Source organism: Nocardia kruczakiae NBRC 101016 (genome assembly GCF_001612965.1).
GTDB lineage: Bacteria > Actinomycetota > Actinomycetes > Mycobacteriales > Mycobacteriaceae > Nocardia > Nocardia kruczakiae.
Genome location: NZ_BDBL01000001.1, coordinates 42,397 through 59,408 on the forward strand (window position 1 = coordinate 42,397; position 17,012 = coordinate 59,408).

At 69.9% G+C, this 17,012-nt stretch carries 1 protein-coding gene (running past one end of the window); it reads left to right on the forward strand.

From position 1 onward, the window contains the following. Positions 1-17,012, forward strand: the 5' portion of a protein-coding gene (locus NK1_RS00125) for a non-ribosomal peptide synthetase (RefSeq protein WP_063006779.1). 26,914 nt of this gene lie beyond the right edge of the window; the window shows 17,012 of its 43,926 coding nt (coding positions 1-17,012); its start codon is at positions 1-3; its stop codon lies beyond the right edge, outside the window.

The window sequence follows — 17,012 nt, forward strand, 5'->3', positions numbered from 1 at the left end:
TTGGACCGGCTGGATTTCGGCGGAAACGGCGAAGCTGGCGGCGAGGTAACGCCCGCGGCAGTATCGGGGGATCAACTGTTCCCGCTGTCGCCGGCGCAGCTCGGAATCTGGTACGCCCAGCACCTGGATCCACAGGTGCCGATCACGATCGCCCAGTACGTCGACCTGCGCGGCGACATCGACGTCGAGGTGCTCTCGCGCGCGAGTCTGGACGCCTCGCACGAGCTGGGTTCCGGCTTCGTGCGCATCGTCGAACGTGACGGTCAGCCGCTGCAGTACGTCGACCACACCCTCGCCGATATCGACGGGGTCGACCACGTCGATCTGCGTGACGCCGAGGATCCGGAGGCCGCCGCGCACGAGTGGATGCGCGCCGACATCGCCCACCCGTTGAACATGGTCACCGACCGCCTCGTGCGTTCGGTGGCATTGCAGCTCGCCGACGACCACTGGTTCTGGTACTCCCGCGCCCACCACATCGCACTCGACGGTTTCGGCGCGGTGAACCAGGTGAACCGGATCGCCGAGCGCTACACGGCCTACCGCAACGGGGTCGAACCGAAGCCGCTCAAGGCCTCCGACCTGCGCGATCTCGTCGAATCCGAACTCGCCTACCGCGACAGCACCCGCTTTCAGACCGACAAGGAACACTGGGCGCAGCGGGTGGCCGGCCTGGAGGAGGGCACGAGCCTCGCCGGTCGCAATGCCCCGCCCGCGCCGCTGAACACGGTGGTCGGCGCCGCACTGTCGAACGAGCGCAACGATCTGCTCGCCGCGGCCGTGCGAGCCCACGACTCCGCACCGTCCGCCCTGCTGATCGCCGGTTTCGCCGCCTATCTGGCGCAGTGGACCGATGCCGAGGACGTGATCCTCAGCCTGCCGGTCACCGCGCGCACCACCGCCGTGATGCGGCGTTCGGGCGGCGCCACCTCGAATATCGTTCCGCTGCGCTTGCACGTCGGCCACGACACCACGGTCGCCGAGCTGCTCAGGTCCGTGCAGACCGAGGTTTCCGGCGCGCTGCGGCACCAGCGGTACCGGCACGAGGACATCCGCCGCGACGCGGCCGCCGCGAGCCGCGAATCGGGCGCCGGCGACGGTGTGGTGACGACGGAGTTCTTCGGCCCCTGGGTCAACATCATGTTGTTCCAGGACGAGCTGAAACTCGGCGATACGCCGGGCCGCCTGCATGTGCTCTCCACCGGTTCCATCGAGGATCTCGGCGTCAACTTCTATCAGACCGAGGGCGGTGCGCGGTCCCGGATCGACTTCGAGACCAACCCGAACCTCTACACCGAAGACGAAGCGCGCCACCATCATTCGCGCTTCCTCGAGTTCTTCGACCGGTTCCTGCAGGCGGGTGAACAGGACCGCCTGTGGGATCTGCCGATCACCACGGCCGTCGAGCGGGACGCCACCGTCACCGGCTGGAACCGCTCCGCTCACGACGTGGCGACCACCACGCTCTCGGCCCTGCTGGACGCCGCGATCGCGCGCACGCCCGACCGGACCGCGATCGACTTCCAGGGCCGCACGCTGACTTACGCCGAATTCGGCGCCCGGGTCAATCGCCTGGCGCGGATTCTCATCGCCGACGGTGTGGGCCCGGAATCGCTGGTGGCACTGGGGATGCGGCGCTCGCTGGATCTGGTCGTCGGTATGCACGCCGTGCTGAAAGCCGGTGGCGCCTATGTGCCGATCGATCCGGATCACCCGGCCGAACGCACCGCCTACATTCTCGACAGCGCCGGCCCGGTCTGTGTGCTCACCAGTTCCGCCGACGAGGTGGACCTGCCGGATTCGGTGCGGCAGATGCAGATCGACACGCTCGACACCACAGGTGTGTCCGATGCGCCGATCACCGATGCCGACCGGCTCGCCCCGCTGCGCCCGGACAACACCGCCTACGTCATCTACACCTCCGGTTCGACCGGACGGCCCAAGGGCGTCGCGGTCACCCACCACGCGATCGTCAACCAGCAGCTGTGGATGCTGCACGAATACGGCCTGACCGAGGCCGACGTCTATCTGCAGAAGACCGCCACCACCTTCGACGTCTCGCTGTGGGGTTACTTCCTGCCGTTGATGGTCGGCGCGAAACTGGTGGTCGCCGATCCGGACGGCCATCGCGACCCGGTCTACGTCGCGCAGATGATCGAGCGGCACGCGGTGACCGTCACCGATTTCGTGCCGTCGATGCTGACGGTCTTCGCCTCGCACGCCACCGCGGGCCAATGTGATTCGCTGCGTGCGGTTTTCGTCATCGGTGAGGCGCTGCCGCCGGAGACCGCCGCGATGTTCCGGGCGATCAACCCGGATGCCGGCCTGCACAACCTGTACGGCCCCACCGAGGCCGCGGTCTCGGTGACCTATTGGGAGGCCACCGCCGCCGACACCACGACGGTTCCGATCGGTATTCCGGAGTGGAATGTCGATGTCTACGTGCTGGACTCGCGGTTGCGTCCGGTCGCGATCGGCGCCCCGGGTGAGCTGTATCTGGGTGGGCGGCAGCTGGCGCGCGGTTATCGCGGCAGGCCCGATCTGACCTCGGACCGGTTCGTCGCCAACCCCTTCGGCACCGCCGGCGAACGGATGTACCGCACCGGTGACCTGGTGCGCTGGGGCCGGCAGGCCGACGGAACCGGCGTCCTGGAGTACATCGGACGCACCGACTTCCAGGTGAAATTCCGCGGCCAGCGCATCGAACTGGGCGAGATCGAAACCGATCTGCTCGCCCATCCGGCGGTCAGTCAGGCCGTCGTGCTGGTGGTCGACACCGCGACCGGTCAGCAGCTGGTGGCGTATGTCGTTCCGGCGCCGGGATATTCGATCGACGGGTCGGATCTCACCCGGTTCGTGGCCGAGAAGCTGCCCAGCTACATGGTGCCCGCCGCGATCATGGTGCTGGACGCGTTCCCGCTCAACACCTCCGGCAAGCTGGATCGCAAAGCGCTGCCCGAACCGGTGTTCAGCGCCGACGCGACCGGATATCGCGCTCCGCGCACCCAGGCCGAGGAGATCGTCGCCGGCGTCTTCGCCGACGTGCTGAGCCAGCCCCGGGTCGGCGTGGACGACAACTTCTTCGACCTCGGCGGTAACTCGCTGGTCGCGACCCAGGTCGTCGCGCGCATCTCCGCCGCGTTCGGCGTGCAGCTGGGCGTGCGCGCGCTGTTCGAGACGCCGACCGTGGCCGGTATCGCGGCCCGGGCCGACGCCGCGGCCGAACACGGCGGCGACGGCGACTTCGCGGCGCGCCCGCCGCTGGTCGCGCAGCATCGCCCGGACCGGGTGCCGCTGTCGCTGGCGCAGCAGCGGATGTGGTTCATCAACCAGTTCGACCCCGCCGCGCCCACCTACAACCTGCCGTTCGTGGTGCGGCTGCGCGGCACCGTCGACATCGACGCGCTGCGCAAGGCGCTGCTGGACGTGATGCAGCGCCAGGAATCGCTGCACACCGTGTTCCCCGAGTCCGGCGACGGCGGCTACCAGCTGGTGGTGCCGATCGACGAGGTCGACTTCGTCATTCCGGTCGCGCCCATCACCAGCGGCGAATTGCCCGCCGTGCTGGCCGAATTCGCCTCCACGGGTTTCGACGTCTCGCGCGAACTGCCGATCCGGGTGCGCATCTACCGCGTGACCGACACCGACGGCGTGGACGACGACTACGCGGTGGCGTTCGTGGTGCACCACATCGCGGCGGACGGCTTCTCCTTCGGCCCGCTGGCCCGCGATGTCGCCGCCGCCTATCTGGCGCGCGCACAGGGCGACGCTCCGCAGTGGGCGCCGCTGCCGGTGCAATACATCGACTACACGCTGTGGCAGCGTCAGGTGCTCGGCGCCGAGGACGATCCGGACTCGGTCGCCGCCCGCGAAATCGCCTACTGGCGTGAGGCTTTGGCGGGACTGCCGGATCAGCTCGAGTTGCCGGCCGACCGGCCGCGCCCGCCGCTGCAGAGCTTCCACGGCAGCCGCGTCACCTTCGACATCGATCCCGACCTGCACGCCCGGCTGTCGGATCTGGCTCGGGCGCAGGGTGTTTCGCTGTTCATGGTGCTGCACGGCGCCCTGGCGACGTTGCTCGCCCGCCTGTCCGGTACCAGGGACATCGCGATCGGCACGCCGGTCGCCGGCCGTGGTGAACAGGCCCTCGACGATCTGATCGGCATGTTCGTCAACACGCTGGTGTTGCGGTCGGAGGTCGACGGCGCCGAGCGCTTCAGCGAATTCCTCACCCGCACGCGGGAATCCGATCTGTCGGCCTTCGCTCACGCCGATGTGCCGTTCGAGCGACTGGTCGAGGTGCTGAATCCGGCCCGTTCACAGGCCCGGCATCCGCTGTTCCAGGTGATGCTGTCGTTCCAGGAGATGTCGCACGCCGCCCTGGAACTGCCCGGGCTCTCGGTCACCGCCGACGAACTCGATGTCGACATCGCCAAATTCGATCTGCTGTGGACGCTGACCGAACAGCGCGGCGGGCGCGGCGAACCCGCCGGAATCTCGGCGGCGCTGTCGTATGCCACCGACCTGTTCGACGCCGCGACCGTCGCCGAATTCAATCGGCGCTATCTGCGGGTGCTGGAAGCCGTGGTGGCCCGGCCGGACACGTTGGTCCGCGATATCGAGGTCTTCGATCCGGCCGAGCGCGACCGCGTGCTGGTGGACTGGAACGACACCGCGCACCAGGTGCCGGCGCTCGCCACGGTGCTGGATCTGTTCTACGAACAGGTGCGCATCCGGCCGCACGCCACCGCGCTGCTGTTCGACCCGGGCGAGCGCTCGATCGGGGCGGTCGAACCGGCCGGGGAGATCACCTACGGTGAGTTCGCCGAGCGGGTGAACCGCTTGGCGCGCAAGCTGATCGAGTCCGGCGTCGGGCCGGACGAACTCGTCGCCGTCGGCATCCGCCGCTCGATCGACATGTTCGTGGCGATCTACGCCGTGCTCGCCGCCGGCGGCGGGTATGTGCCGATCGATCCCGACCACCCGGCCGAGCGTACCGAATACGTCCTCGCCAATTCGCGCCCGGTGGTGCTGCTGACCACCTCCCGCGACGAGGTGTCGACCACCGAATGCCCGGTGCTCGAGATCGACACCGTCGATCTCGCGGGCTTCGAGGCCGGCCCGATCGCCGCCGCCGAGCGTCGTGCGGCGCTGCGGCCCGGCAACCTCGCCTACGTGCTGTACACCTCCGGCTCCACCGGCCGGCCCAAGGGTGTGGCGGTCGACCACGCCGCGATGGTCAACCAGATCTCCTGGAAGATCAGCGAGAGCGGCATCAGCGACGTCGACGTCGTGCTGCACAAGACGCCGTTCACCTTCGACGCCTCGCTGTGGGAACTGTTCGCGACGCTGGCCGTCGGCGCCAAGGTGATCGTCGCCGCGCCGGACGGGCATCGCGATCCGCTGTACCAGTCCGAGGTCATCTGGCGGCATCAGGTCACCATGACCTCGTTCGTGCCGTCGCTGCTGGCCGTGTTCGCGGCCACCGCGCCCGCGTCCGAATGCACCTCGCTGCGAGCCATTTTCGTCGGTGGTGAGGCGCTGGCCCCGGCCACGGTGGCACTGTTCCGGCGCTTCAGCGGCGCGGCGGTCTACAACCTGTACGGCCCCACCGAGTTCACCGTCAACGCCACGGCCTGGCCGGTCGGCGCGGTGAACGGCGGCGCGGTGCCGATCGGCCGGCCGGTGTGGAACGCGCGGGCGTACGTGCTGGACGAGGGGTTGCAGCCGGTACCGGCCGGAGTGGCCGGTGAGCTGTACCTCGGTGGCACGCAGATCGCGCGCGGCTACCGCCACCGTCCGGATCTGACCGCGGAGCGGTTCGTCGCCGATCCGTTCGGGGAGCCCGGAGCGCGCCTGTACCGCACCGGTGACCTGGTGCGCTGGAAGGAGCGCCCCGGCGGCGAGCCGGGCGTACTCGAGTACATCGGCCGCACCGACTTCCAGGTCAAATTCCGCGGCCAGCGCATCGAGCTCGGTGAGATCGAATCGGCGCTGACCGAACTGCCGGACGTGAACCAGGCCGCCGTCCTGGTGATCGACACCGTCACCGGCGACCAGTTGGTCGGCTATGTGGTGGCCGCCGACGAGTCGGTCGAGACCACCGACATCCAGGCCGCACTGCGTGAGCGCTTGCCGAGCTATATGGTGCCCTCGGCGGTCGTGGTGCTGGACGAGTTCCCGCTCAACGCCTCCGGCAAGCTGGATCGCAGGGCGCTGCCCGCCCCGGTGTTCGAGGTGCGCGAATTCCGTACGCCCGCAACGCCGATCGAGGAGATCGTCGCCCAGATCTTCGGCGAGGTGCTGGGGCTGGCGCGCGTCGGCGCCGACGACGACTTCTTCGATCTGGGCGGCAACTCGCTGATCGCCACCCAGGTCGCCTCCCGGCTCGGCAGCGCACTCGACACCCGGGTGCCGGTGCGCATGCTGTTCGAGGCCAGCACCGTCACCGCGCTGGCCGCCCGGGTGGAATCGCATGCCGGCGACGGCGCGCGCAAATCCCTGGTCGCGCGCGAGCGGCCCGAGCAGGTGCCGCTCTCGCTCGCCCAGCAGCGGATGTGGTTCCTCAACCGCTACGACACCTCCTCGGCGGTCAACAACATCCCGGTCGCCATGCGGCTCTCGGGTGAATTGGACGTGGCCGCGCTGCAGGTCGCCGTCATCGACGTGATCGACCGCCACGAATCGCTGCGCACGGTGTTCCCGGAGACCGGCAGTGCGCCGGTGCAGGTGGTGCTCGACGCCGCGCAGATCGTGCCGGACCTGACCCCGGTGCCGGTGACCGAGCACAATCTGATCGACCACCTCGTCGAACTGGCCTCCATGTCGTTCGACGTGACCAACGAAGTGCCTTTGCACGCACGGCTTTTCGAGATCAGCGAAACCGAGTACGTGCTCGGTATGGTGGTGCACCACATCTCCGCCGACGGCTGGTCGATGCATCCGCTGGCCCGCGACGTGATGGTCGCCTACGCCGCGCGCACCAACTGGGAGCAGCCGGCCTGGACCGAACTGCCGGTGCAGTACGCCGACTACGCGCTGTGGCAGCGCGAGGTGCTGGGTTCGGAGGACGATCCGAACTCGTTGATCTCCAACCAGATTCGGTACTGGACCCGCGAACTCGCCGACCTGCCCGACGAACTGGTGCTGCCGGCCGACCGGCCGCGCCCGGCGGTGGCGTCGTATCGCGGTGGTACCTATTCGTTCGTCATCTCGCCGGAGACCCAGCGGCGCCTGGCCGAGCTCGGCCGCACCCACAACGCCTCGCCGTTCATGGTGGTGCACGGTGCGCTGGCGATCCTGCTGGCGCGGCTGTCGGGTACCTCCGATATCGCGATCGGCACGCCGGTCGCCGGTCGCGGTGAGGCCGCGCTCGACGATTTGATCGGCATGTTCGTCAACACGCTGGTGTTGCGCACGAACGTCGACGGCGGCATGACCTTCGCCGAACTGCTGGCCCAGGCCCGCAACACCGACCTGCAGGCCTTCGCGCACGCCGACGTGCCGTTCGAGCGGCTGGTCGAGGTGCTCAACCCGGCGCGTTCGCAGGCGCGGCATCCGCTGTTCCAGGTGATGCTGGCCTTCCAGAACATCCGCCACGCCAGCCTGGAACTGCCGGGCCTGTCGGTCAACGGCATCGACTACGACGCCCGACTGGCGAAATTCGACCTCCAGCTGACCCTGCAGGAGGCGCCGGACGCCGAGGGTGTGGCGGCGGGTATGTCCGCCGAATTCTCCTATGCGCTCGACCTTTTCGACGAGCCGACGATCGCCGGATTCGCCAAGCGCCTGGACCGGGTGCTGGCCGCGGTGGTGGCCGATCCGGACCGCCCCATCGGCGACATCGCGCTGATCGACGCGCTCGAGGCCGATCGGGAACTGCGCGAGTGGAACTACACCTCGCGCGAGATCGGTTCCGCGACACTGCTTCCCGAGCTGTTCGCCGAGGCCGCCCGCACCCACGCGGATGCGGTCGCGGTGGTGGATCGTGAGGCCGGCGAGAGCCTGACCTACGCCGAATTCGGCTCTCGCGTGCGCCGGTTGGCGCGGCGGCTGGTCGAGGCCGGCGTGGGTCCCGAGGCGCGGGTGGCGCTGGCACTGCGGCGCTCGACGGACCTGGTGGTCGCCATGTACGCGGTGCTCGAGGCCGGCGGCGGCTATGTGCCGCTGGACCTGGATCAGCCCGCCGACCGCATCGGCTACGTACTCGACACCGCCGAACCGGTCTGCGTGCTGACCACCTCGGCGAACGCCGGCGACCTGGAGGCCGGTGACCGTCCGGTCCTGCGCTTGGACGAGCTGGATCTCGCGGACTACTCCGACGAGCCGCTGACCGATGCGGATCGCCTCGCCCCGCTGCGCCCGTCGAATCCGGCGTACACGATCTTCACCTCCGGTTCGACCGGCCGCCCGAAGGGTGTGGCCGTCCCGCATTCCGCGGTGGTGAACCAGATTCGCTGGATCACCGGCGAATACGGCATCGGCGCCGACGATGTGGTGTTGTTCAAGACGCCCGCCACCTTCGACGTCTCGGTGTGGGAGCTGTTCGCGCCGCTGTCGGTCGGTGGCCGGATGGTCGTGGCCACCCCCGACGGGCACCGCGATCCGCGCTATCTCGCCGATGTGATCGCCGCCGAGCAGGTCACCATGACCTCGTTCGTGCCCTCGATGCTCACCGTCTTCTCCGGTGCCGTCGACAGCTCCGCGCTGGCCTCGCTGCGCGCGCTGTTCGTCGCCGGTGAGGCCTTCACCTCCGATGCGGTCGAGGCGTTCCGCCGGGTCGGCACGGCACGGCTGTACAACCTGTACGGTCCCACCGAATTCACCGTGCACGCCACCCATGCCGCGGTGGCCGACGACGTGCGCGGCGCGGTCCCGATCGGTCTGCCGGTGTGGAACGCGCAGGCCTATGTGCTGGACGCGCGGCTGCATCCGGTGCCGCCGGGTGTCGCGGGTGAGTTGTACCTCGCCGGCGATCAGCTGGCCCGAGGCTATCTGGGCCGGGCGGACCTGACCGCGGACCGCTTCGTCGCGAATCCGTTCGCCGACTACGGCTCCCGGATGTACCGCACCGGTGACCTGGTGCGCCGCGGCGCCGACGGCGCGATCGTGTACCTGGGCCGCACCGACTTCCAGGTGAAGGTGCGCGGTCTGCGCATCGAGCTCGGCGAGATCGAATCCGCCCTCACCGCACACGAATCCGTGGCCCAGGCGGTCGCGGTGGTGCGGACGGACGCGCGTCTGGGTGATCAGCTCGTCGCCTATGTGGTGCCGGCCGCCGGCGTGGTGGACCTGGAGGTGCTGCGGGCACATCTGACGCAGCTGCTGCCGTCCTACATGGTTCCGGCCGCGATCGTCACGCTGGACGCGATGCCGCTGAACCCCAACGGCAAACTGGACCGGCGCGCGCTGCCGCAGCCGGTGTTCGCGGCCCGCGAATTCCGGGCGCCGTCGACGCCGGTCGAGGAGATCGTCGCGGCGACCTTCGCCGACGTCCTCGGCCTGGACACCGGTGAGCGTCCGGTCGGTGTGGACGACGACTTCTTCGATCTGGGCGGCAACTCGCTGATCGCCACCCAGGTGGTGGCGCGGCTGAGTGCGGCGCTGGACGCCGAGGTCGGCGTGCGTACCGTCTTCGAGGCGCCGACCGTGGCCGGTCTGGCCGCGCGCGTCGAATCCCAGGTGGGATCCGGTGTGCGCCAGGCCCTTACGCCGCGCACCCGCCCGGAATTCCCGCCGCTGTCGCTGGCGCAGCAGCGGATGTGGTTCCTCAACCGCTTCGACACCGATTCGGCGACCAACAACATTCCGGCCGCGGTGCGGCTGACCGGCGAACTCGATGTCGACGCGCTGCGTACCGCGATCGCGGACGTGGTGGCCCGGCACGAATCGCTGCGCACGATCTACCCCTCGCACGAGGGCCTGGCCTACCAGCAGATCCTGCCCGCGACCCGGGCCGTGCCCGAACTGGACGTGGTCGATACGACCGAGGCGGACCTGACGGCCGCGCTGATCGAATTCGTCGGCCGCGGTTTCGATGTCACCGCCGTGCCGCCGACCCGGTTGCGGCTCTACCGCCTCGGCGACGCCGACCATGTGCTCGTCGTGGTGGTCCACCACATCGCCACCGACGGCTTCTCGATGACCCCGCTGGTGCGCGATCTGATGACCGCCTACCTGGCCCGCACCGCCGGATCGGAGCCCGGCTGGGCGCCGCTGCCCGTGCAGTACGCGGATTACGCACTGTGGCAACGGGAATCGCTGGGCTCGGAGGACGATCCGCGGTCGGTCATCTCCGAACAACTCGGATACTGGCACAACGCGCTCAACGGCCTGCCCGACGAACTGCGGCTGTCGACCCGTCCGCGGCCTGCCGTCGCCACCTACGAGGCCGGGACCTACCGGTTCCGCCTGCCGGGTGAACTGGTCGACGGGCTGAGCCGGGTCGCGCAGGGCCAGCAGAGCACGCTGTTCATGGTGGTGCACGGGGCCTTCGCCGCGCTGCTGGCGCGGTTGAGCGGCACCGACGACATCGCCGTGGGTATTCCGGTCGCCGGCCGTGGTGAGCGGGCCCTCGACGACCTGGTCGGCATGTTCGTCAACACCCTGGTGCTGCGCGCCCAGGTCGACCCGGGCGCGCGGTTCACCGAACTGCTGGCCCAGGTCCGCGAGCGCGACCTGTCGGCCTTCGCCCACGCCGACGTGCCGTTCGAGCGGCTGGTCGAGGTGCTCAACCCGGCGCGTTCGCAGGCGCGGCATCCGCTGTTCCAGGTGATGCTGTCCTTCCAGAACCTCGGCCGCACCGCCCTGGAGCTGCCCGGGCTGACCGTCGCCGAACTCGGAATCGATTCGCAGACGGCGAAATTCGATCTGCAGCTGACGCTGAGCGAGGGGCCGGTCGGCACCGGCGCGGACGCCGCCGGCGCGGAGATGGCCGCCGAACTGGTCTTCGCGACCGATCTGTTCGACGAGGTGTTCGCCGAAACGTTCGCCCGTCGCTTCGTGCGCGTACTGCAGGCCGTGGCCGCGGATCCGTCGGTCGCCGTGGGCGCCCTGCCGGTCCTCGACGCCGCCGAGAACGCTCTGGTGCTGCGGCATTGGAACGACACCGAATTCCCCATCGACGCCGCGCTGCCGACGGTGTCCGACGACGCCGCCGCGACGCTGGTCTCGCTGTTCGAGGCGCAGGTCGCGCGCACGCCGGACGCGACCGCGGTGATCTTCGAGGGGACGAGTCTGTCCTACGCCGAGTTCGCCGCTCGCGTGCGCCGGCTCGCCCGCTGGCTCGTCGACCAGGGGGTCGGACCCGAGTCGCTGGTCGCTCTGGGGATGCGGCGGTCGATCGATCTGGTGGTCGGCATGTACGCGGTGGCCGCCGCCGGTGGCGCCTATGTGCCGCTGGATCCGGATCATCCGGCCGAGCGCACCGATTACATCCTCGACACCGCCCGCCCGGTCTGCGTGCTGACCTCGGGCGAGGCGCTGCGCGAAAATGCTTCCACCGCAAGCGATATCGCGCCCGAGGTGCGTATCGATCGGCTCGAGCTGTCCGGATATTCGGACGCACCGCTCACCGACGCCGACCGGACCGCGCCGCTGCGACCGGGCAACACCGCCTACGTGATCTTCACCTCCGGCTCCACCGGCCGCCCGAAGGGTGTGGCCGTTCCGCACACCGCGATCGTGAACCGCCTGGTGTGGATGCACGCCCAGTACGGCCTGGCCGCCGACGATGTGGTGCTGCAGAAGACCCCGGCGACCTTCGACGTGTCGGTGTGGGAGTTCTTCTGGCCCCTGCAGGTCGGCGCGCGCCTGGTGGTGGCACGGCCGGACGGCCACCGCGATCCGGCCTATCTGGCCGAGGTCATCGTGCGCGAGGGCGTGACGGTCACCCACTTCGTGCCGTCCATGCTCGCGGTCTTCGTCGGAGAGCCGGCCGCGGCCGAATGCACCGGTCTGCGCAACGTCTTCGCCTCGGGTGAGGCGCTGCCCGGCACCACCGCGCAGCAGTTGCGCCGCCTGACCGGCGCTCGCCTGCACAACCTCTACGGCCCGACCGAGGCCGCGGTCGACGTCACCTATCACGAGGTCGTCGACGCCGATGTGGCGTCGGTGCCGATCGGTGCGCCCGTATTCAACACCCAGGTCTACGTGCTGGACGCGCGGCTGCAGCCGGTTCCGGTGGGTGTCGCGGGTGAGCTGTATCTGGCGGGCGCCCAGCTGGCCCGCGGATATGTGGCGCGGCCGGATCTGTCCGCGGACCGCTTCGTGGCCAATCCCTTCGGGGGCGGGTCCGGGGGCAGGGGCGCAGCTGCCGGTGAGCGCATGTACCGCACCGGCGACCTGGTGGTCTGGACCGAATCCGGTGAGCTCGAATACCTCGGGCGCACCGACTTCCAGGTGAAGGTGCGCGGCCTGCGCATCGAACTCGGGGAGATCGAATCCGCGCTGACCGCCGTCGCATCGGTGGGTCAGGCCGTGGTGGTGGTGCGCTCCGACGATCGCACCGGCGATCAGCTGGTCGCCTACCTGATCGCCGCACCGGGCGCCGAGATCGCCGTGGACGCGGTGAAATCCGCGCTGGCCGAACAACTTCCGGCGTACATGGTGCCCGCGGCCTTCGTGGTGCTCGACAGCTTCCCGCTCAACGCCTCCGGCAAACTGGATCGCAAGGCGCTGCCGGCACCGACCTTCGCGGCCACGGTGTTCCGCGCGCCCAGCACCTCGGTGGAACAGTCCGTCGCCGACGTGATCGCCGAAATCCTCGGCCTGGGCCGCGTGGGCCTGGACGACGACTTCTTCGAACTCGGCGGCAACTCGCTGCTCGCCACCCAGGTCGCGGCCCGGCTCGGCGCGGCGCTCGACACCGAGGTCGGGGTCCGCACCCTGTTCGAGGCCTCCACGGTGGCGGCGCTGGCCGCGCGACTGGAAACCCGAGCGGGACAGGGCGGCCGGCTCGCGCTGACCGCGCAGCCGCGGCCCGAGCCCGTCGCGCTCCCGGACGGCGAGACCGCGCAACTGGTGCCACTCTCGCCGGCCCAGCAGCGGATGTGGTTCCTCAACCGGTTCGACAACCGCACCGCGGTCAACAACATCCCGGTCGCGATCCGGCTGACCGGCGCGCTGGACCGCGAGGCCTTCGCCGCGGCCGTGCGCGACGTGGTCGCGCGGCACGAATCGCTGCGCACCGTGTACCCGGAGGTCGCCGGGGACGGCTACCAGCGGGTGCTGCCCGCGCAGGCCGCCGGTGTCGAACTCGCCACCGAGACGGTGGACGCCGGCGACGTGCCCGCGCGCGTGGCGGAATTGGTCAACGTCTTCTTCGACGTGACCGCCGAGGTCCCATTCCGGGCCACCCTGCTCGAACTCGGCCCGCGCGAGCACGTGGTCGTGCTGGTCATGCACCACATCGCCGGGGACGGCTTCTCGCTGCGCCCGCTGCTGCGCGATGTGGTCGCCGCCTACTCCGAGCGCTCGCGCGGCGAGTCTCCGCAGTGGGCGCCGCTGCCGGTGCAGTACGCCGACTACGCGCTGTGGCAGCGCGAGGTGCTCGGCGCCGAGGACGATCCGGAATCGGTCGCCGCTCGCCAGATCGCCTACTGGACCGAGCAATTGCGCGATCTGCCCGAGCAGATCGAACTGCCGGCCGATCGCCCGCGCCCGGAGATCGCCACCAATGCCGGTGCGACACACGAGTTCTCGATCGACGCCGACCTGCACGCACGGCTCACCGAGTACGCGCGCGCCCACGGCGTGACGCTGTTCATGCTGATGCACGCGGCGCTGGCCACCTGGGCGGCGCGGCTGTCGGGCAGCACCGACGTCGCCATCGGCACGCCGATCGCGGGCCGCGGTGAGCGCGCGCTCGACGATCTGATCGGCATGTTCGTCAACACGCTGGTGCTGCGCACTCCGGTGCGCCCGGATGCCACGTTCGCCGAGTTGCTCGGCGAGGTGCGCCGGACCGACCTGGCCGCCTTCGCCAACGCCGACGTGCCGTTCGAGCGGCTGGTGGACGTGCTCAGCCCGGTGCGTTCCCAGGCGCATCACCCGCTGTTCCAGGTCGCATTGACCTTCGAGGCCACCGGACAGCGCGACGCCACCACGGCCGCCCTGCCCGGCCTGGATCTCGCGGTCGTCGACGCCGATCCGGGAATGGCGAAATTCGATATCCAGCTGACCGTCGGCGACGCCACCGACGGCGCGGGGCTCGCCCTGTCGTGGACCTACGCCACCGATCTGTTCGATCCGGAAACCGTCGCCGCCTTCTCCGACCGACTGCTGCGGATCCTGCGCAGTGTCACCGAGAGCAGTGTCGCCGAGGACGCCACCACGGTGGTGGGCGATATCGATCTGCTCGGCGAGGGCGAACGCCTGGACGTCTCGCAGCGCTGGGTCTCGGCCGGCGAGGACGGCGGCACCGGGCGGTTCGCCGACCGGGCCGTGACGCTGTCGGATCTGTTCGACGCCGCGGTCGCCGAGCACGGCGACCGGGTGGCGGCGAAGTTCGGCGCCGATCAGCTCACCTACGCGGAACTGGATCGGCGCGCGAACCAGTTGGCGCGCAGGCTGATCGCCGACGGCGCCGGCCCCGAGACACTGGTCGCCGTGGTGCTGCCGCGCTCACTGGATCTCGTCGTCGCCCTGTTGGCGGTAGTCAAGTCCGGCGCCGGATACGTGCCGATCGATCCGAGCTATCCGGCCGAACGCATCGCCTATGTGCTCGCGGATTCGCGCCCGGCCGGGGTGATCGTGGACGGCGGCACCGAGGTGGAGCTGCCGACCGGCCTGCCGACCGTGCTGATGGACGGATTCGGCGCGGAGACACCGGAATTGGTGGACGCGGGCGAGGGCCCGATCACCGATGCCGATCGCAACGCGCCGCTGTCGGCGAGCAATATCGCCTACGTCATCTACACCTCCGGCTCGACCGGCCGCCCCAAGGGTGTGGCGGTCGCGCACCGGAACGTGGTGCGGCTGTTCGCCAACACCGATCGCGAGTTCGGTTTCGGCGCCGACGACGTGTGGACGATGTTCCACTCCTTCGCCTTCGACTTCTCGGTGTGGGAGATCTGGGGTCCGCTGCTGTTCGGCGGCACGCTGGTCGTGGTCGACTACTACACCTCGCGCTCGCCCGAGCAGTTCCTGGAACTGCTGCGCCGCGAACGGGTGACGGTGCTGAACCAGACCCCCTCGGCGTTCTATCAGCTGGCCGAGGCCGATCGCCTGGCCGGTGGCCGGCCGCTGGCTCTGCGCTACGTGGTCTTCGGCGGTGAGGCGCTCGAGCTGCGCCGGCTCGCGGACTGGGTGGCCCGCCACGGCGACACCGCGCCGCGACTGGTCAACATGTACGGCATCACCGAGACCACGGTGCACGTCTCGCATCGGGTGCTCGATGCCGAAACCATCGCCGCCGCAACGGGTTCGGTGGTCGGCCGCGCCATCGCCGGACTGCGGGTGTACGTGCTCGACGACCGGTTGCATCCGGTTCCGGTGGGCGTCGCCGGCGAGATGTATATCGCCGGTCCGCAGTTGGCGCGCGGCTATCTGGGCCGCCCGGATCTGACCGCGGCCCGCTTCGTCGCGGATCCGCTGGGTGAGCCCGGGACGCTGCTGTACCGCTCCGGTGACGTGGCGCGCTGGAACCGCTTCGGGGAACTCGAATATCTGGGCCGCGCCGACGATCAGGTCAAGGTGCGCGGTTTCCGCATCGAACTCGGCGAGATCGAGGCCGCGGTGCTGGCCCAGCCGGGGATCGCGCAGGCCGCGGTCGTCGTGCGCGAGGACCAGCCGGGCGACCAGCGCATCGTCGCCTATGTGGTGCCCCCGTCCGGACAGACCGAACCGGCGCTGGACGTCGTGCGCGACGGTGCGGCCGAACGGCTGCCCGCGTACATGGTGCCCTCGGCGTTCGTGGTGCTGGACCGCATTCCGCTGACCGTCAACGGCAAACTGGACCGCCGCGCCCTGCCCGCCCCCGCGGTGCAGTCGCGCGCCTTCCGGGCCGCCGAGACCCCGGTCCAGGAGATCGTGGCCGCGGTCTTCGCCGAGGTGCTCGACGTGGAACGGGTCGGGCTCGACGACGACTTCTTCGATCTGGGCGGCAACTCGCTCATCGCCACCCGCGTCGTCTCCCGCATCGGGGCGGCGCTGGGCACGACGGTGGGTGTGCGCGCGCTGTTCGAGGCCTCGACCGTGGAGTCGCTGGCCGCACGGCTGGAAACGCACACCGGCGGCGAGGCGCGCCCGCGCCTGATCGCCCGCCCGCGTGCCGCCGCGGAACCGGTGCCGCTGTCGTTCGCGCAGCAGCGCATGTGGTTCCTGAACCAGTACGACACCTCCTCGGCGGCCTACAACCTGCCGCTGGTGGTGCGGCTCTCCGGTGAACTCGACACGGCCGCATTGGAATTGGCCGTCTTCGACGTGGTGCGCCGGCACGAGTCGCTGCGCACCCGCTACCCGGAGCACGGCGGCACGCCGATGCAGCTGGTGGTGCCGGCCGAGCAGATCGTGCTGGATCTGCGCGCCTACCCGGTCTCGGATGCCGATCTGACCACCGCGGTAACTGATTTCGCGTCCGCGGGATTCGATGTCGCCGAACAGGTTCCGCTGCGCGCCCGGCTGTTCCAGGTGCACAGCGACGAACACGTGCTGGTCGTGGTCGTGCACCACATCGCCGCCGACGGGTTCTCGATGACCCCGCTGGCCCGTGACGTGATGACCGCCTACACCGCCCGCACCCAGGGCAGCGCCCCCGGCTGGGCGCCGCTCGAGGTGCAGTACGCCGATTTCGCGATCTGGCAACGCGAGGTGCTGGGCTCGGAGGACGATCCGCAGTCGCTGCTGGCCCGCCAGGTCGACTACTGGCAGCGCTCGCTGTCCGGAATTCCGGAAGAGCTCACCCTGCCCGCCGACCGCCCGCGCCCGGCGATCGCCTCGCTGCGCGGCGCCGAACTGCATCGCACCCTGACGCCCGAGCTGATCGGCGCGCTGGAAGGCGTTGCGCGCGAACA